Here is a 16905-nt window from a genome sequence, read left to right on the forward strand (position 1 = left end):
TGATGGACGTCGGCGCACGTGGCCAAGACATCGCGGCGTATACTCGTTCTTCGATGGCACTGAGTGCCGCTGTGCTGGAGAATTGCGGAACCAGGCGATTCCGACCCGATGCGACCAGGAGCGAACCCATGGCGGGCAATCCCGACTTCGATCTGTTCAGACTCGACGACATCCACAACGAGTTGCGCGAGGCCATCCGCGGCCTGGCCGAGAAGGAGATCGCCCCGCACGCCAAGGAGGTCGACGAGCGGGCCCGCTTCCCGCAGGAGGCCCTGGACGCCCTGAACGCCGCCGGTTTCAACGCCGTGCACGTCCCCGAGGCCTACGGCGGGCAGGGCGCCGATTCGGTGGCCACCTGCATCGTGATCGAGGAGGTCGCCCGGGTGTGCGGCTCCTCGTCGCTGATCCCGGCGGTGAACAAGCTCGGCACCATGGGCCTGATCCTGAAGGGCTCCGAGGAGCTCAAGCAGCAGGTACTGCCCGATATCGCGGGCGGCAGGATGGCCTCCTACTGCCTGTCCGAGCGCGAGGCCGGATCGGATGCCGCCGGCATGCGGACGCGGGCCCGTCGCGACGGCGACGACTGGGTGATCAACGGCACCAAGTGCTGGATCACCAACGGCGGCAAGTCGACCTGGTACACCGTGATGGCCGTGACCGATCCGGACAAGGGCGCCAACGGCATCTCGGCGTTCATGGTGCACAAGGACGATCCGGGCTTCGTCGTCGGCCCGCTGGAGCACAAGCTGGGCATCAAGGGCTCGCCCACCGCCGAGCTGTACTTCGAGAACTGCCGCGTCCCGGGCGATCGCCTGATCGGCGCGGAGGGTGCCGGCTTCAAGACCGCGCTGGAGACGCTCGACCACACCCGCCCGACCATCGGCGCGCAGGCCGTGGGCATCGCGCAGGGCGCGCTGGACGCCGCCATCGCCTACACCAAGGAGCGCAAGCAGTTCGGCACGGCGATCTCGGATTTCCAGAGCACTCAGTTCATGCTCGCCGACATGGCCATGAAGGTGGAGGCCGCCCGGCTGATGGTCTACACCTCGGCCGCCCGCGCCGAACGCGGCGAGAAGAATCTCGGGTTCATCTCCGCGGCGTCGAAGTGTTTCGCCTCCGATGTGGCAATGGAAGTCACTACCGATGCTGTGCAGTTGTTCGGCGGTGCCGGCTACACCACCGACTTCCCCGTCGAGCGAATGATGCGCGACGCCAAGATCACCCAGATCTACGAGGGCACGAACCAGATTCAGCGAGTGGTGATGTCGCGCGCAATCCTCCGGTGAACTAAAACTGTTCTTACATCGGCAATTTCAGTCGCAATCGGGCGATTTGGGGCTGTCGAATCCGACGATTACGGCGCACTATTGATGCATGGTCGGCGTCGAGATCAACGACAGATTCGTCCGGCGCACGCTGGAGAACGGACGGATCGAAGAGGTTGCGTGGCACGATCTCACGGAGGTACGAATCATCACCACGGCGGACGGACCGTTCGCCGACGATGTGTTCTTCGTGTTGATCGGTGCCAAGGGGAACGGGTGTGTGGTGCCGCATTCCGCGGCGGATTCCGGGTTTCTGCTGCGTCTGCAGCGACTGCCCGGTTTCGACAACGCCAAGGTTGTGGAGGCGATGGGAAGCGTGACCGACCGACAGTTTCTGGTGTGGCGGCACCGCAGCGCGACCAACCGCCGGCTGCCCGCCAGAAACTAGCCGGGCGCCCCGGACTACGCCACCAGGTCGGCGTATTCGCGGTGCTCGCCGATGAACTTCTCCACATACCAGCAGGTAGGTACGATCGCGAAGCCGGCCGCGCGGGAGTCCCGCAGAGCGAATTCGACCAGCTGCGCCGCCACGCCGCGGCGGCGGAATTCCGGAAACGTGAGGGTGTGCTGGAAATCCCGGATCTTCGTGTCGCCGTCGACTCGATCGGCGTAGTCGGCATAACCGGCGAGGGTGTCGTCGAGGTGGATCTCGTAGCGGGTGTCGGCGACATTGTGCTCGAGCCTGGTCGTCATGTGAGGTCAAACTCCTGGAAGGTGTCCGTTTGTTCCGGCGGGACTACAGCACCGCGCCGGGGTTGAGGATGCCGTGCGGGTCGAGCGCGTCCTTGATGCGCCGGGTCAGCGCCATCACGTCCGGGCCGAGCTGATCGGGCAGCCATGCCTTCTTCAGCCGGCCCACGCCGTGCTCACCGGTGATGGTGCCGCCCAGCGCGATGGCCAGCTCCATGATCTCGCCGAACGCGCGGTGGGCCCGCGCGCTCTCGTCGGCGTCGTCGGGGTCGTGCACGATCAGCGGGTGGGTGTTGCCGTCGCCGGCGTGCGCGATCACCGAGACCAGTACCGCACGGCGCGTGGCGATCTCGGCGATGCCGGTGACCAGCTCGCCGAGCCGCGGCAGCGGCACACCGACATCCTCGAGTAGCAGCGTCCCCTTGCGTTCGACCGCGGGAATGGCGAATCGCCGTGCGGCGGCGAAGGCCTCGCCCTCCTCGGGATCCTCGGTGCTGAATACCTCCGCGGCCCCGGCCTTCTCGCAGGCGGCGACCATGGCGGCCGCCTCCTCCGCGGCGTACCGGCCGGGCGCGTCCGACCGGGCCACCAGTAGCCCGGCGGCCGAGCGGTCCAGGCCCATCCGCAGCTCGTCCTCGACGGCGTTGATCGCCACCGAGTCCATGAATTCCAGCATCGAGGGCCGCAGCCGGCCGGTGATGCCGAGGATCGCCTCGGTGGCGGCGGCGAGCGTGCCGAACGTCGCGACCACGGTGCTCTGCGGCGGCTGCGCGGGCAGCAGCCGCAGCGTGAGTTCGGTGATCACACCGAGGGTGCCCTCGCTGCCGACGAACAGCTTGGTGAGCGACAGGCCCGCGGAATCCTTCAGCCGCGGCCCGCCCAGGCGCATCGCGGTGCCGTCGGCCAGCACCACCTCCATGCCGAGCACGTAATCGGTGGTGACGCCGTATTTCACGCAGCACAGCCCGCCGGCGTTGGTGGCGGCGTTGCCGCCGATCGAGCAGATCTCGAACGACGACGGATCCGGCGGATACCACAGGCCGTGCTCGGCGACGGCCCGCTTGACCTCGGCGTTCAGCAGGCCCGGCTGCACCACGGCGGTGCGCGTCACCGGGTCGACGGTCAGCTCGCGCATGCGCTCGGTGGTCAGCAGCAGCGCCCCGTCCTGCGCGGTCGCGCCGCCGGACAGACCCGTGCCGGCCCCGCGCGGCACGACCGGGACGCGGTGCTCGTGCGCCCACCGCAGCGCGGTCGCGACCTGCTCGGTGGTGGTCGGGCGCAGCAGCGCCGACGGGGTCCCGGCGTCGGGATCCAGCGCCCGGTCCTGCCGGTAGCCGGCGAGGATGTCCGGGTCGGTGACCAGCACGCCGGTGGGAAGCAGGGCGGCGAGATCGTTCACATCCACATCTCCGAAACTACGTTGTCCACATCTCCGAAACTACGTTGTCGCACCCGGACCGTGTGGTCCGGCATTCGGCCGATGCGCGGGGTCCGGCCATACGGCAAGGTGGCTCCTTCAGTAAAATCGCGCGGTGCCCGATGCGAAGCTAGAAATCCAGATGCTGCACGACCGGGTCATCGTGCGCGTATCGCAGGAGACCGGTGAGCGGCGCAGCAGCGGAGGCATCCTGATTCCGGCCACGGCGCAGGTGGCCAAGCGACTCACCTGGGGTGAGGTATGCGGCGTCGGTTCGCATGTGCGCAGCGTCGGGGTGGGCGACCGGGTGCTGTTCAGCGCCGAGGACCAGTTCGAGGTCGAGGTGCAGGGCGAGGCGTACCTGGTGCTGCGCGAACGTGACCTGCACGCGGTGGCCAGCGAGCGCCCCGAACACGGCACCGGCCTGTACCTGTAGCGCCCGACACGACTCTCGGGCGGGTTCGCCGTAACCGCGTGGGGACCAACGGGTTCCGGCCGGGGCATGCGGTCTCGGCGCTCCCGGCGGGCCTCCCCGCACCGGTGCAGGGGTCCGTGCCCCACGCGGCGGTGTAGGGCACGGGATCGTGTTCGGTCGCGCGAGATGTGCCCTACCGGGTGGCTCCGGAGCGGGGCAGGGTGAGGGCCGCGGCGAGCACCACGACCAGTACCACGAACCCGGCCGCGGCGGCGGCCCGCATGGCGGTGATGTAATCGCCGGTGCCGCTTGCCGGTCCGAGCGCCGAGAAGAAGAGGCTGCCCAGCACCGCGACGCCGATGGCGTTGCCGAACTGCTGCGCGGTGGTGAGTACCCCGGCCGCCATGCCCGCGTGCCGCGGCGGGATGCCGGACGACAGCACCGCCCCGATGACCGAGGGGATGCTCAGGCCGTTGCCGATGCCGACGATCATCATCCCGGGGATCAGGGCCGGCGGACTCAGGTCGGGCCCGGACCAGGTCAGCACCGCGAAGGTGAGCGCGAGACCGGCAAGGCTGGTCGTCGCGCCGACCACCATCACGCGGTTCCCGATCCGGTCGGCGATCGGGCGGGCCAGCAACAGCGAGCTGCCCGCGAAGCACAGGCCCAGCGGTGCGAACGCCAAACCCGCACGCAGCGGCGACAATGCGAGGCCGTTCTGGAGCAGGAGCGTCAGGCACAGCATGAAACCGGCGTAGAAGGTGAGATAACCGCCGGCGATCAGCAGACCCGAGCGGAACACCCGTTCGCGCACCATATCCAGGTCGAGCACCGGCTCGCCGCCGCGGCGGCCGAGCAGCCTCTCGTAGCGCAGCGTGAGCGCCAGGACCGCCACCGCCGCCGCCATCGAGAGCCAGGTCCACAGCGGCCAGCCTTCGGGGCGGCCCAGCGTGATCGGCACCAGGATCAGGGCCAGCGCGGCCGAAATGCCCAGGGCGCCCACCGGATCGAGCTTCGGGCGGTGCGAGGACTCGTGCCGGGGCAGCCAGCGCACGGCCAGTGCGGCCGCGATGACTCCGATCGGCACGTTGATGTAGAAGATGGTGCGCCAGCCCCAGCCGAACAGGTCGGCGTCCAGCAGCACGCCGCCCAGCACCTGACCGGCGATCGAGCCGATGCCGATGGTGGCGCCGTAGGCGGCCATCGCCCGGGGCCGTTCGGACGCCGGGAACATGGTGTTGATCAGCGCCAGCAGCTGCGGCACCATCAGTGCCGCCGTCGCGCCCTGCAGGATGCGGAACACCACCAGCGCCCAGGCGTTGGGCGCCAGTCCGCACAGCAGCGAGGCAGCGGCGAAGGCGAGCATGCCGATCGCGAACAACCGGCGGTGGCCGTACAGGTCGCCGAGCCGGCCGCCGGTGATCAGGCCGGAGGCGAAGGCGAAGCCGTAACCGCCGACGATCAGTTCCAGCGCCGCCTCGCCGGCATGCAGATCGGTCTGCAGCGAGGACGCCGCCACATTGACCACGAACCAGTCGAACATCGCCATGAAGATGGCGCTCAGCACCACCGGAAACGCCCGCCGGCGGGCGGGGTACGGCGCGGGTTCTTCGGATCGGACGGTTTCGACAGTGTCTGGAGCGGAACGGGTTTCGAGCATGGACACGTCGTTCTCCCGGAGTCTGGAGCAGGTGGGCGGCGCGCCGCTGCGCCGTGCGGGAGTGCGGTCGCGCGCCGCACGAGAATGTGTAACTAACCGGTTGGTTGAGACTATTCCAGCCGGTTCGGATGCTTGTCAACCAATTAGTTGGTTACCATCGGGGCATGACTCCCCGAGACCCCGAGGCGACGAAGGCCCGCATCTTCGACGCGGCCACCAGGGAGTTCGCCGCGTACGGGATCGCCGGTGCCCGGGTGGACCGCATCGCCCGCGCCGCGCAGGCCAACAAGCAGCTGATCTACGCGTACTTCGGGGATAAGCAGCAGCTGTTCGAGCAGGTGCTCGAGCGGGCGATGGTCGATGTGGCCGCGTCGGTCACCACCGATATCAGCGATCTCGACAAGTGGATCGACGAACATCTCGACTACCACCTCGACCATCCGGAGTTTCTCCGGCTGCTGCTGTGGGAGGCGCTGGAGGTGGGCGCGGACGGGGTGATCGCCGGCGAATCCCGGACGGCGAAGTACACGGAGAAGAAGGACAAGGTGGTGGACGCGCAGCAGCGCGGGGTGGTCCGCGACGACCTGCCGCCGGGCGAGGTGCTGATGCTGCTGATGGGCCTGATCAACTACTCGCAGGCGGTCCCGCAGATCCGGCGGCTGCTCGTCGGCGAGGCCGACGTCGAGGATCGGCGCCGAGTCGCCAAGGAGGCGGCACACCGGGTCGTCGCGCCGAAACCCGTCCCGGCCGAAGGGGATTGACCGCTGCCGACACCGTCGATGCGAACCGGCAGGTCCGGGAGCCGGCGTGCGTTACCGTTGAGCGGGCCTGCGGCGTATGCCCCTGACGGTCGGTCCGAGAGCGTGCCCTGTCACCTGCCTACCGGGTTCGGTTCGATGCGAAATGTCCTGCGGCCCGCTGTGGTCCCGGTTCCAGCGGCTACGGACGCGGCTCGGCGGCAACCGGGAGGGGCTGTGCGAGAACGCTATCGGGGATCGCCGACCAGCACGTCCACCCGATCCCCCTCGACTACCACCGCATCGTCGTCGGTGAGCGCCCAATGCGGCACCCCCTCCGCGCGGAAGCGGGCGGCGAGGCGATCGCCGGCGCCGGACGGGTCGGTGTACGGCGAATTCACGTGCGGGACGATGGGGCGATCCACCAAACCCAGCCCGTCCCACCGGGGCCCGACGCCGCAGGCGGGCCGGACCTCGGCCGGGTCGTCGGCCTCCTCGAGGCCGTGCAGGTCCGGCGCGAGCAGGCAGGCGCCGGCGCTGTACCCGGCGTAGACCAGTGCGTCCTCGGCCAGTAGCCGGCGAATCACGAGATCCGCCGTGCTGCGGGCGAATTGCGCGCGCAGCACGTAGGTGTTGCCGCCGCGCACCCACAGCAGCGGATAGTCCCGCAGGGTCTTCTCCAACGCCGCCGTGCGCCCGATGTATTCGCGAAGATCGAGCACGTCGGGCCGGAACCCCAACCGGCGCAGGGGACTCAGATCGCTGGTCACCGCTCCCTGCCACATCGCGGGCCAGGCGTCACAGGCGTTCGGGATCACCGCCACCCGGCCCGGTTCGCCGATCAGCGCGGTGAGCCGGTCGTAGTGCGCACCGAAGCGGTAGCTGGACAGGAACAGCCGCATCGGGATTCAGAGGGTGAAGGCGAGGTTGCGGATCACCCGGCCGCCCAGCTCGGTATCGCCCGTGACGGTGAACTCCCCGAGGTGCGCGTCCGCGGTGGTCCGGCCGCCGCGCAGCCGGGCGAACAACCCGGACGGCAGGTCGAGCGCCGCCGTGGCGGGCCCGTCCAGGGCGTCGACGAGTTCGGCGCGGCCGTTCACGGCGATATGCAGCTGCCGGGGCACGGCGCCGGTGAGCGTGAGGGTGATCCGCGAACCGTCCGGCGCCTGGGCCTGTTTGACCACGGCGCGACCGATGGTGGGGACCATCTCGGCGAAGGCGATATCCGCCCGCGGGCCGCCCTCGTCCACCGTGAGCCCCAGGGCGTCGGCGATATCGAGTTCGTGCATCCAGCAGTCGAACAGCCTGACCTGCATGAATCGGGCGTAAGGCACGGTGCCGACCGGGGATTCGCTCGGTGACTGCCAGGCCTCGTCGCTCATCGCGGTCAGCGCGGCCCGGCGGCGATCGGCCGTCGCGCGGAAGCGTTCCAGCAGTTCGGCGCCCGTCAGCGGGCGCAACGAGCGGATCCACTTCTCGTTGAGCGCGCCGATTCCGTTGTGTATGTGGGCGAGTTCCCGCAGATCGGTGTCGGCCTCCGGCGTCGGCTCGCCCAGCAGCATGCTCTCGGTGCCGACGACGTGGGCGAGGACGTCGAACACCGTCCAGCCGGGCAGCGGCGACGGTAACCGCCAGCGGTCCTCGGGCAGTCCGTCGGTCAGGCGGGCCAGCGCGTCCCACTGGTCGGACAGGGCCTCGGTGAGTTCGGTGCGGTTCGGCGAATTCATGCGCGGGATTCCCTTTCCTCGGCGTCGAGCCGGTCCAGTCCGGTGCGGATGGCGGCCGCGGCGGCCTCCGGTTCGGGCCCCCGGCGCAGCACGAACCCCCGGGCGACCGTGAGGAGATCGCCGCGGCGGCGCGGCACCACGTGCAGATGGACGTGATGCACCGTCTGGAACGCCGACTTGCCGTCGTTGAGTAGCAGATTCGCGCCGTCGGCGCCGAGATCGCTGCGGCGCAACGCCTTCGCGAGGCGGTGCCCCAGGGTGAAGATACGGGCGCCGAGCTCGTGGTCGAGATCGTCCAGGTTCGTCGCGTGCGGCTTGGGTATCACCAGCGTGTGCCCGCGGGCGATGGGCCGGATGTCCAGGAACGCGCACAGGGTCTCGTCCTCGTAGACCCGGTGCGCCGGTGCGGTGCCCGCGACGATCCGGCAGAAGATGCAGCCACTCACACGGCCGACATTACGGCGTACGAGTGGTCCGCGACACCCCCGCCGACGCGACCGGCGGCCACCGCCGGGCGGTCGCCGACCCGGACGGTTCTCCTGCGCGAGGCCCCCTACGACTCCGGCAATTCGGAGGAATCTCACCCAACCATGTGACGTTGATCTCGGCTACGCTCACGGCGGGCCGGGTACAGTTGCGAAGATTCTCACGAACCTACTGCACAGTAAGTTCCGGATCGCCCGACCGGTCACAGCGGCTCACCATGGGTGCGGGGGCCAGCTGCCACCACGAGTAAGGAAGTTGACCTGTGGAGACAACGCAAAGCGCAGACGCGGACGCGCCGCGCGGGACGTCTGTCGGAGTCGTGCGCGAAACCGGCGCCGGCGAACGACGCGTCGCGTTGGTGCCGAAGATCATTCCCGTCCTGCAGAAGCTGGGGGTGCAGGTGATCGTCGAGTCCGGGGCCGGGCTCGGCGCGCTGATCCCCGACGATGCCTACGTCGACGCGGGCGCCACCCTCGGCGATCCGTGGTCGGCGGAGGTCGTCGTGAAGGTCGCCCCGCCCGACGACGCGGAGATCGCGAAGCTGTCCGCCGGGCAGACGCTGATCGGTTTCCTGGCGCCCCGCAACGCCGACAACAAGATCGGCGCGCTGAAGACGGCGGGCGTGCAGGCGTTCGCCGTCGAGGCCATTCCGCGTATCTCCCGGGCGCAGGCGATGGACGCGTTGTCCTCGCAGGCGAATGTGTCCGGCTACAAGGCGGTTCTGCTGGCGGCCTCGGAGTCCACCCGGTTCTTCCCGATGCTGACCACGGCCGCGGGCACGGTGAAGCCGGCGACGACGCTGGTGCTCGGTGTGGGCGTGGCGGGGCTGCAGGCGCTGGCCACCGCCAAGCGGCTGGGCAGCCGCACGACCGGCTACGACGTGCGGCCGGAGGTCGCCGATCAGGTGCGGTCGGTGGGTGCGCAGTGGCTGGACCTGGGGATCGACGCCGCCGGTGCGGGCGGGTACGCCCGCGAGCTCACCGACGAGGAGAAGGATAAGCAGCAGCAGGCGCTGGAGGATGCCATCAAGGGCTTCGACGTGGTGATCACCACCGCGCTGGTGCCCGGCCGGCCCGCGCCGCGGCTGGTGACCGCCGCGGCGGTGGAGGGCATGAAGCCCGGCAGCGTGATCGTCGACCTGGCCGGTGAGACCGGCGGCAACTGCGAGCTGACCGAGCCGGGCGAGACCGTGGTCAAGCACCAGGTCACCATCGCCTCGCCGCTGAACCTGCCCGCGACGATGCCGGAGCACGCCAGCGAGCTGTACTCGAAAAACATTGCCGCGCTGCTGGAATTGATGGTGGTCGACGGCAAGCTGGCACCGGATTTCTCCGATCAGGTGCTGGCCGATTCGTGCGTCACCCGCGAGGTGGAGCAGGCTCCGGCGGTGGCCGAGACGGCCGAACCGGCGAGTGAGCCGGAGAAGGAGCAGAGCTGATGTATACCGAACTGCTTGCCAATATCGCGATTCTCGTGCTGTCCGGGTTCGTCGGGTTCGCCGTCATCTCGAAGGTGCCGAATACGCTGCACACCCCGCTGATGTCGGGGACCAACGCCATTCACGGCATCGTCGTGCTGGGCGCGCTGGTGACGCTGGGCCGGATCGAGCACCCGTCGGTGGCGACCCAGATCATCCTGTTCGTCGCCGTGGTCTTCGGAACCCTCAACGTCATCGGCGGTTTCGTGGTGACCGACCGGATGCTCGGCATGTTCAAGACGAAAAAGCCTGCTGCGGCGGAAGATTCGAAGGCGGGGAAGTAACCGATGGACAATCTGGTCAACATCCTCTATATCGTCGCCTTCGCGCTGTTCATCTACGGCCTGATGGGCCTGACGGGCCCGAAGACGGCGGTGCGCGGCAACTGGATCGCCGCGGTCGGCATGGGTATCGCGGTGATCGCGACCTTCATCTCGATCCGGGACACGACGAACTGGATCATCATCATCGCCGGCCTGATCGTCGGTGTGGCACTGGGCGTTCCGCCGGCCAAGTTCACCAAGATGACGGCCATGCCGCAGCTGGTGGCCGCGTTCAACGGCGTCGGCGGCGGCACGGTCGCGCTGATCGCCTGGTCGGAATTCCTGAACACGCAGGGCTTTTCGCGGATTCACGAGCAGCCGACGGTGCACATCGTCATCGGCTCGCTGTTCGCGGCGATCATCGGGTCGGTGTCGTTCTGGGGTTCGCTGATCGCGTTCGGCAAGCTGCAGGAGATCCTGCCCGGCCGTCCGATCGGCGTCGGAAAACTCCAGCAGCCGTTGAACATTCTGCTGTTCGTCGGTGCGATCGCCGCAGCCGTGGTGATCGGGGTCGGCGCCACCGGTGACGGGGTGTCGGGCTGGTGGATGGTGCTGGTGCTGGTGCTGGCCGCCGCGCTCGGGCTGATGGTGGTGCTGCCGATCGGCGGCGCCGATATGCCCGTGGTCATCTCGCTGCTCAACGCGCTCACCGGATTGTCCGCCGCGGCGGCGGGTCTGGCGTTGAACAACACCGCGATGATCGTGGCCGGCATGATCGTCGGCGCGTCCGGTTCGATCCTGACCAACCTGATGGCGAAGGCGATGAACCGGTCCATCCCGGCGATCGTGGCCGGTGGATTCGGCGGCGGCGGAACGGCTCCCGGTGCCGGTGGCGGCGAGCAGAAGCAGGCCAAGGCCACCTCCGCGGCCGATGTCGCCATCCAGATGGCCTACGCCAACCAGGTCATCGTGGTGCCCGGTTACGGCATGGCCGTCGCGCAGGCCCAGCACGCGGTCAAGGAGATGGCGAACCTGTTGGAGGGCAAGGGCGTCGAGGTCAAGTACGCCATCCACCCGGTGGCCGGCCGGATGCCCGGGCATATGAACGTGCTGCTGGCCGAGGCCGAGGTCTCCTACGACGCGCTCAAGGAGATGGACGAGATCAACGGCGAGTTCTCGCGCACCGACGTGGCCCTGGTGATCGGCGCCAACGACGTCACCAATCCGGCCGCGCGCGAGGATTCCGCCAGCCCGATCTACGGCATGCCGGTGCTCAATGTCGATCAGGCGCACAATGTGATCGTGCTGAAGCGGTCGATGAACAGTGGTTTCGCCGGTATCGACAACCCGCTGTTCTACGCCGACCACACCTCGATGCTGTTCGGGGACGCCAAGAAGTCCGTCGGATCGGTCACCGAGGAACTCAAGGCGCTGTAGCGGTCTTACGCCATCGGATGCCGTGTGCGGCCGGAATGTACCGGTCGCGCACGGCATTCGGCGTACGGGGCCGAATGCCCTCCCGGTGCGGGTGCGCCGCCGTCCGGTGTCGAGGTCGTCCAGGTTTGCCGCCCCGCGTCGGAGCGGCGATCGGGCACCTTCGCCGACAGGCCCTCGAGGGCGCAGTCGGCCGGGGCACTCCGGTCCGTACTACGCTGACCGAGTGCGGAATTCCTCCGTGGCGAGGGCTCGTCGCGGTAACCGAGAGGTGTGGGTGTGACAGGGCGCGAGAAGTTCGAGTTGCCGGTGCCGGTGGACGATTCGCTGGTCTACGGCGCACCACATCAGACGGCCGACGGGTCCACGGTCATCACCGTCTCCCGCCCCGGACTGTTCCGGCCGGGCCAGCGGCCGGTCGGGGTGTTCGTCGTGCACGAGGGCAAGGCGACCTGGACCGCCGCCGACGACAGCACCCGCATCGCGCTGCTCGCGGTGCTGACCGGCTTCGTCTCGGCCGCCGCGATCGCCCTCGCCGTGCTGCGCCGGCCGCCGTGGCCGGACATGTCCTTCCACAGGACCGAGGTCTACACCGGCTGAGGTCCCGGCTCCGGCAGTTCACTACCTGCGCTCCATCGCCTCGACGGCCGCCTTCGCCTCCTTCAGGGAGACAGCGGGATTCAGCTCGCGGTAGACCTTGATCGCCTGGATCTTCTTGCCGCGCGCGAGGAGATCCTCGATCTCGGCGGTCCGGGCGCCGTCGAGCACGGGTGTGCCGGGTTGCGGCGCGGGAGCATCGGGGATCTGCAGGTGACGCATGATCGCGTCGAGCTTGCGCTCGAGGCGATCGAGGCGGCGGTCGGCGAACATCGCACGCACTGTAGCGGGCGGGACCGGTCGGCGCCGGACCGGTCCCGCCGCGGCTCATGTGGTCTCGCTCATGCGGTCTTCAGCGTGCCGCCGTCGATGACGTAGTCGGAGCCGACGATATTGGCGGCCCTGGGCGAGGCGAGGAAGGCGATCACCGCCGCGACCTCCTCGGGCTCGGAGATCCGGCCGGAGGCGGCGCCGAACTGCTCGGCGATGTTCGCCAGCAGCGTCTCGTGCGAAACACCCGCTGCCTCGGCGACTTTGGCGCCGAAACCGCGCGGGTCGCGCCACAGCGGGGTGCCGACCACACCCGGCGATACCGTGTTGACCCGAACGCCGCGCGGCCCGAACTCCTCGCTGAGCCGCTTGCCGAGCGCGGTGAGGGCCGCCTTGGCCTCGCTGTAGCCGGTCGGCCCAGGTCCCGGTAGATGCGCGTTGATCGAGGAGACGTTCACGATCGCGCCGCGCCGTTCCAGCAGACTCGGCAGCGCGGCCCTGGTCGCCCGGACCGCGCTGAACAGGTTGAGGTCGAGCATGTTTCGCCACTGCTCGTCGGTGATGTCCTGGAATCCGCCGAGCCGCATGCGATCCGCGTCGCCGCCGCCGACATTGTTGACCAGGATATCTATGCCGCCGAGTTCGTCCAGTGCCGTCCGGACCGCCGTTTCGACGCCCTCGGCCGTGCCCAGATCGGCGGAAACCGCTGCTACGCTCGCCTTTTCGAGTTCGGGTGTAATCGAGCGCGCGGCGCCGACCACGCGCACGCCCTCGTCGGTCAGCGCCCGCGCGACGGCCAGTCCGATGCCGCGGCTCGCGCCGGTCACCAATGCCGTCTTGCCGGTCAGTTCGAGATCCATGGGATTACCTCTTTCTTGAATTAGGGGTCAAAAACTTGAGCAGGGATAAGGGTCGCTCGGGCGGCACGTGGTCTGGGGGTATTCGGTGTGTCTAGAGGGCGTTCAGTGCGGTATCGATGATTCGGTGCAGCTCGGGGGTGTCGTAGGTCTTGGCCATGACGCGCAGGCCGACGATGGTGTTCATCAGGAATTCCGCCGTGGCCCGCGGGTCGGCGGCGCGGTCCACGTCACCGTCGCGGTGGCCCTGGTCGATGCGAGCCGTCAGCGCGGCGACGATGTGCTCCTGCATGGCCTGTACGGCGCGGGTGATGTCGGCATCCTCCGCGGCGAATTCCGTCGCGGTGTTCACAGCCAGGCAACCGCGCCGAACCGGCTGGGCCGCATCGGTATCCACGATGTAGCGCAGATAGGTGCGCACGCACTCGCGGGTGTCGCCGGGCCGGGACATGAATTCCGTGACCAGCTCCGTCCCCATCCGGTCGTAGCGCTGCAGGACGCGATCGAACAGCTCGCGTTTGCTGCCGAAGGTGTTGTAGAGGCTGCCCTTTCCGATTCCGGTGCACTCGGCCAGTTGGGCCGGTGAGGTGTTGGCGTATCCGTGGGTCCAGAAGGCCTGCATCGCAAGATCGATCACCGTGTCGGGTTCGAAATTGCGCGGCCTGGCCATGGGAGGAACGATACGTGTTTTTGTCCTTAAGGTCAAGAACTCGAGCGGGTGACGGCCGGGCGGTCGTCGGCCACGATCCTCGCGAAGTAGGCGGTCAGCAGGACCAGGACGAGCGGGAAGAGCAGGGCGACCGTCAGCGAGGTGGGCTTGGACAACCATCCGATGACCGACGGACCGGCGAGGAAGCCGAGGTATCCCAGGCCGAACACCCGGGACATATCGGTCGCGGCGTTGGCGGTGCCGATATTGCCCGCGGCGCTGAAGATCTGGGGAACACCACCGGAGAGGCCGATACCCATCAGCGCCCAGCCGAACAGCGACGGGGCCAGCCACGGCGAGGCGATGACCAGAATCAGCCCGGCGGCGGCGAGCACCGACCCCCAGCGCACGACCGCGACCGGGCCGAAGCGCCCGCTGACCCGGTCCGCGGCGAACCGCCCGATAGTCATCGTGGTGGAGAACGCGCCGAACGCCAGGGCGGCCGTCGCCTGGTCCGCACCCAGATGCTCCCGCAGCTGCAGCGCACTCCAGTCGTTGGCCACCCCCTCGGTCATCAACAGCGCGAACGAGATCGCCGCCAACGCCATCACCCGCCGCGACGCCGATCCCTTGTCCCGCCCCTCGGACACCGGTATTCCGCCCTGCGCACCGGGGCACTGCCCGCCCGCGGCTTGTGCGTCGGTGGGCCGGTCACCGGGGTTCTGCGCGCCCGCCGTCCGTGCGCCGCCGGCCGGTGAGTCTGCGTTCTCCGTGCCTACGGAGCGCGCGGGCCGGGTATGTGGCAGCAAGCGGGGTGCGCACAGGGCCGCGACGACCAGGCCGAGGACGGCCGCGGCCGCGAGGGTTACCCGGATATCCCAGCCGCTGCGCAGTGCCGCCGCGCCCGCGAGCGACCCGAGCAGGCCGCCGCAGGAGAACAGTGCGTGGAACGCGGACATGATCGGGCGCGGGTACTCCCGTTCCACCTGCACCGCCTGGGCGTTCATCGAGACGTCCAGCGCGCCGTTGCCGAATCCGAAGACCGCCAGCGCCAGGGCCAGCGGCACCGGGCCGGTCGCGGACCCGGGGCCGAGGACCGCGAGCGACAGCCAGCAGGCCGCGCCGGCCACCAGCGCACGGCTGCCGAAACGGTCGGCCAGCGGACCGGCGGCCTGCATCCCCACGATGCCGCTGCCGGCCATGAGCAGGATCAGCATGCCCAGCATCGCGTGGGACACACCGGTGCGCTCGGTGATGGCCGGGATGTGCACGACCCACATGGCGGCCAGAAACCCGTTGAGCCCGAACACCGCGAAGACCGCGGCCCGCGCCATCCGGATCGGGGGAGCAAGCATCGAAGCAGCCATTGACTCGACGGTACCGGCCGCCATGGCCGGTAGCTCCCCGTTACCCCCTGCCGCCCGCGGCCTCGTCGACGTGGCCGGCCGGGATCCGAATCTTGCCGGTTTTCAACCGGTTTCGACTCGATTCTAGTCCGGGGCACCGACAAGTTCCGGCCCACAAAAACAGGGTTGAAGAGGGTGGGGGCATCTGCCAAGGTTTGAGGGTGGATCCGCTGGAAAGCCTGCTCGAGAGTCCGCGGGCGCGCGGGGCCTTCGTCATGCGCACGCTGCTGGATCCCCCGTGGTCGCTGCGCATCCGCGACGAGTCACCGCTGACGGTGGTCGCGGTGGTGCGCGGCAGCGGCTGGATCGTTCCCGACCCGAATGGTGGCGCGCCGCCGGAGCCCGGGCAACCGTCCCCGGTTTCGTCGGGTGGCGCGGATTCGCCCCGGCGGCTGCGCGAGGGCGATGTGGCGATCATTCGCGGGCCCGGCCACTACACCGTCGCCGACGACCCGGCGACCGCGCCGCAGGTGTACATCGACCCCGGCCAGGTGACCACCACGGCGGCGGGCGAGGTGCTCTGCGAGACATGGAGTCTGGGCGTGCGCAGCTGGGGCACCGACCCGGACGCCGCCACCATGCTGGTCACCGGCAGCTACGAGCACGAGAGCGCCACCGGCCACCGCCTGCTGCGGGCGCTGCCCCCGCTGATCGTGCTGCCGCGCGCCGAACTGGACAGCCCGGTGCTGGACCTGCTGGTCGAGGAGAGCGCCAAGGATCGTCCCGCGCAGGGCGCCATGCTCGACCGCCTGCTGGATCTGCTGCTCATCGCGACTCTGCGCGCCTGGTTCGCCCGCAACGACGCCCCGCCCTGGTACCGCGCCCACGCCGATCCGCTGGTCGGCAAGGCCCTGCGCCTGCTGCAGAACAATCCGGCCCACCCGTGGACGGTGACCGCGCTCGCCGCCGAGACCGGGATGTCGCGGGCGGCGCTGGCCCGGCGCTTCACCGGCCTGGTCGGCGAGCCTCCGATGGCCTTCCTCGCCGACTGGCGCCTGTCCCTGGCCGCCGACCTCCTGCACGGCTCCGACGCCACCGTCGAATCCATTGCCCACCGGGTCGGATACGGCAGCGCCTTCGCCCTGAGCACCGCCTTCAAGCGCCACTTCGGGCTGAGCCCGCGTGAACATCGACGGAGGTCGACGCCGCCAGCGGCGGAAAGCAGTGTGCCCCGGGCTTTTTCCGGGTGGTGACGGCCCTGGGCGATATTCGAGGCCGAGCCGGTATCCGTCCGCGCGATCACGCGGGTTCCACCGTCCCGGTTGTGACGGTGTTTCGTCTGCGCCCCCGGCGGTTCCGTCGCGGCGAGGTCGTCGGCTCCCGCGGGTGTGGCGGCGAAGGGTGCGGGGGAATGCCACTCGGCAGGCACCGGTCGGCGACGACCGTGCTCGCAGCCGACCGATAGAGCGGCGCGGTTCCCGACTGCTCAGGGCGGAATACCGCGGCGACTGTGCCGTTACCGACCGAGCGGAGCTTCTCGGCGGGTGCGGCTCGC

At 69.3% G+C, this 16905-nt stretch carries 19 protein-coding genes; 9 read left to right on the top strand and 10 right to left on the bottom strand.

Annotation, left to right across the window (positions count from 1 at the left end):
• Nucleotides 1-128 precede the first annotated feature (128 nt).
• The gene (locus tag D892_RS0117175) at nucleotides 129-1286 is read left to right on the top strand and encodes an acyl-CoA dehydrogenase (protein WP_024802428.1); all 1158 of its coding nucleotides are present in this window, start codon (nucleotides 129-131) and stop codon (nucleotides 1284-1286) included.
• An 88-nt stretch (nucleotides 1287-1374) separates the two neighbouring features.
• Nucleotides 1375-1713 carry a hypothetical protein gene (locus D892_RS0117180; RefSeq protein ID WP_024802429.1) on the top strand — a complete coding sequence of 113 codons (339 nt, stop codon included), beginning with the start codon at nucleotides 1375-1377 and terminating at the stop codon, nucleotides 1711-1713.
• A gap of 14 nt (nucleotides 1714-1727) precedes the next feature.
• On the opposite strand, the gene D892_RS0117185 is transcribed toward D892_RS0117180, so the two are convergent.
• A complete protein-coding gene (locus D892_RS0117185) occupies nucleotides 1728-2018 on the bottom strand; it encodes a GNAT family N-acetyltransferase (protein WP_024802430.1) in 291 nt (96 codons plus the stop codon).
• 43 nt (nucleotides 2019-2061) lie between these two features.
• Nucleotides 2062-3420: an FAD-binding oxidoreductase gene (locus D892_RS0117190; protein ID WP_024802431.1), complete on the bottom strand. Its 1359-nt coding sequence runs from the start codon at nucleotides 3418-3420 to the stop codon at nucleotides 2062-2064.
• Nucleotides 3421-3547: 127 nt separating this feature from the next.
• On the opposite strand from D892_RS0117190, the gene D892_RS0117195 reads away from it, so the two are divergent.
• Nucleotides 3548-3868: a co-chaperone GroES gene (locus tag D892_RS0117195; RefSeq protein WP_024802432.1), complete on the top strand. Its 321-nt coding sequence runs from the start codon at nucleotides 3548-3550 to the stop codon at nucleotides 3866-3868.
• Nucleotides 3869-4040: 172 nt separating this feature from the next.
• Here D892_RS0117195 and D892_RS0117200 read toward each other — a convergent pair whose 3' ends face one another.
• Nucleotides 4041-5507, bottom strand: a complete 1467-nt coding sequence (locus D892_RS0117200) for an MFS transporter (protein ID WP_024802433.1) — start codon at nucleotides 5505-5507, stop codon at nucleotides 4041-4043.
• Between the two features lie 164 nt (nucleotides 5508-5671).
• Between D892_RS0117200 and D892_RS0117205 the strand changes: the two genes are divergently transcribed.
• Entirely contained in the window at nucleotides 5672-6268 is a 597-nt protein-coding gene (locus D892_RS0117205) for a TetR family transcriptional regulator (RefSeq protein WP_024802434.1), read from the top strand.
• A gap of 224 nt (nucleotides 6269-6492) precedes the next feature.
• Here the strand turns inward: D892_RS0117205 and D892_RS0117210 are convergent, their stop codons facing one another.
• The 3 genes from D892_RS0117210 to D892_RS0117220 are packed head-to-tail and all read right to left on the bottom strand — an operon-like array spanning nucleotide 6493 to nucleotide 8417.
• Complete coding sequence (locus tag D892_RS0117210; protein ID WP_024802435.1) at nucleotides 6493-7146, bottom strand: Type 1 glutamine amidotransferase-like domain-containing protein; 654 nt, start codon at nucleotides 7144-7146, stop codon at nucleotides 6493-6495.
• A gap of 6 nt (nucleotides 7147-7152) precedes the next feature.
• Nucleotides 7153-7971, bottom strand: coding sequence for a maleylpyruvate isomerase family mycothiol-dependent enzyme (locus tag D892_RS0117215; protein WP_024802436.1), 819 nt, complete (start codon nucleotides 7969-7971; stop codon nucleotides 7153-7155).
• Nucleotides 7968-8417 (bottom strand): HIT domain-containing protein, encoded by a 450-nt coding sequence (locus tag D892_RS0117220; protein ID WP_024802437.1) that lies wholly within the window; start codon nucleotides 8415-8417, stop codon nucleotides 7968-7970. The genes D892_RS0117215 and D892_RS0117220 overlap by 4 nt, the downstream gene beginning before the upstream one ends.
• A gap of 302 nt (nucleotides 8418-8719) precedes the next feature.
• Here D892_RS0117220 and D892_RS0117225 point away from each other — a divergent pair, with 302 nt between their 5' ends.
• The 4 genes from D892_RS0117225 (at nucleotide 8720) to D892_RS0117240 (ending at nucleotide 12231) form a co-directional block, all read left to right on the top strand.
• Nucleotides 8720-9895 (top strand): Re/Si-specific NAD(P)(+) transhydrogenase subunit alpha, encoded by a 1176-nt coding sequence (locus D892_RS0117225; RefSeq protein ID WP_024802438.1) that lies wholly within the window; start codon nucleotides 8720-8722, stop codon nucleotides 9893-9895.
• Nucleotides 9895-10218, top strand: coding sequence for an NAD(P) transhydrogenase subunit alpha (locus tag D892_RS0117230; protein ID WP_024802439.1), 324 nt, complete (start codon nucleotides 9895-9897; stop codon nucleotides 10216-10218). Before D892_RS0117225 ends, D892_RS0117230 begins: the two co-directional genes overlap by 1 nt.
• A 3-nt stretch (nucleotides 10219-10221) precedes the next feature.
• The gene (locus D892_RS0117235) at nucleotides 10222-11634 is read left to right on the top strand and encodes an NAD(P)(+) transhydrogenase (Re/Si-specific) subunit beta (RefSeq protein WP_024802440.1); all 1413 of its coding nucleotides are present in this window, start codon (nucleotides 10222-10224) and stop codon (nucleotides 11632-11634) included.
• A 276-nt stretch (nucleotides 11635-11910) separates the two neighbouring features.
• Entirely contained in the window at nucleotides 11911-12231 is a 321-nt protein-coding gene (locus tag D892_RS0117240) for a hypothetical protein (RefSeq protein WP_051499741.1), read from the top strand.
• A 21-nt stretch (nucleotides 12232-12252) separates the two neighbouring features.
• On the opposite strand, the gene D892_RS0117245 is transcribed toward D892_RS0117240, so the two are convergent.
• The 4 genes from D892_RS0117245 to D892_RS0117260 form a co-directional block, all read right to left on the bottom strand.
• Nucleotides 12253-12501: a hypothetical protein gene (locus tag D892_RS0117245; RefSeq protein WP_024802442.1), complete on the bottom strand. Its 249-nt coding sequence runs from the start codon at nucleotides 12499-12501 to the stop codon at nucleotides 12253-12255.
• Between the two features lie 68 nt (nucleotides 12502-12569).
• Entirely contained in the window at nucleotides 12570-13358 is a 789-nt protein-coding gene (locus tag D892_RS0117250) for an oxidoreductase (RefSeq protein WP_024802443.1), read from the bottom strand.
• 91 nt (nucleotides 13359-13449) lie between these two features.
• Nucleotides 13450-14025: a TetR/AcrR family transcriptional regulator gene (locus D892_RS0117255; protein WP_024802444.1), complete on the bottom strand. Its 576-nt coding sequence runs from the start codon at nucleotides 14023-14025 to the stop codon at nucleotides 13450-13452.
• Between the two features lie 32 nt (nucleotides 14026-14057).
• A complete protein-coding gene (locus tag D892_RS0117260; protein ID WP_051499743.1) occupies nucleotides 14058-15371 on the bottom strand; it encodes an MFS transporter in 1314 nt (437 codons plus the stop codon).
• 200 nt (nucleotides 15372-15571) lie between these two features.
• On the opposite strand from D892_RS0117260, the gene D892_RS0117265 reads away from it, so the two are divergent.
• Complete coding sequence (locus tag D892_RS0117265; RefSeq protein WP_024802446.1) at nucleotides 15572-16603, top strand: AraC family transcriptional regulator; 1032 nt, start codon at nucleotides 15572-15574, stop codon at nucleotides 16601-16603.
• The last annotated feature ends 302 nt before the right edge of the window (nucleotides 16604-16905 follow it).

Source organism: Nocardia sp. BMG51109, from assembly GCF_000526215.1.
Lineage (GTDB): Bacteria > Actinomycetota > Actinomycetes > Mycobacteriales > Mycobacteriaceae > Nocardia.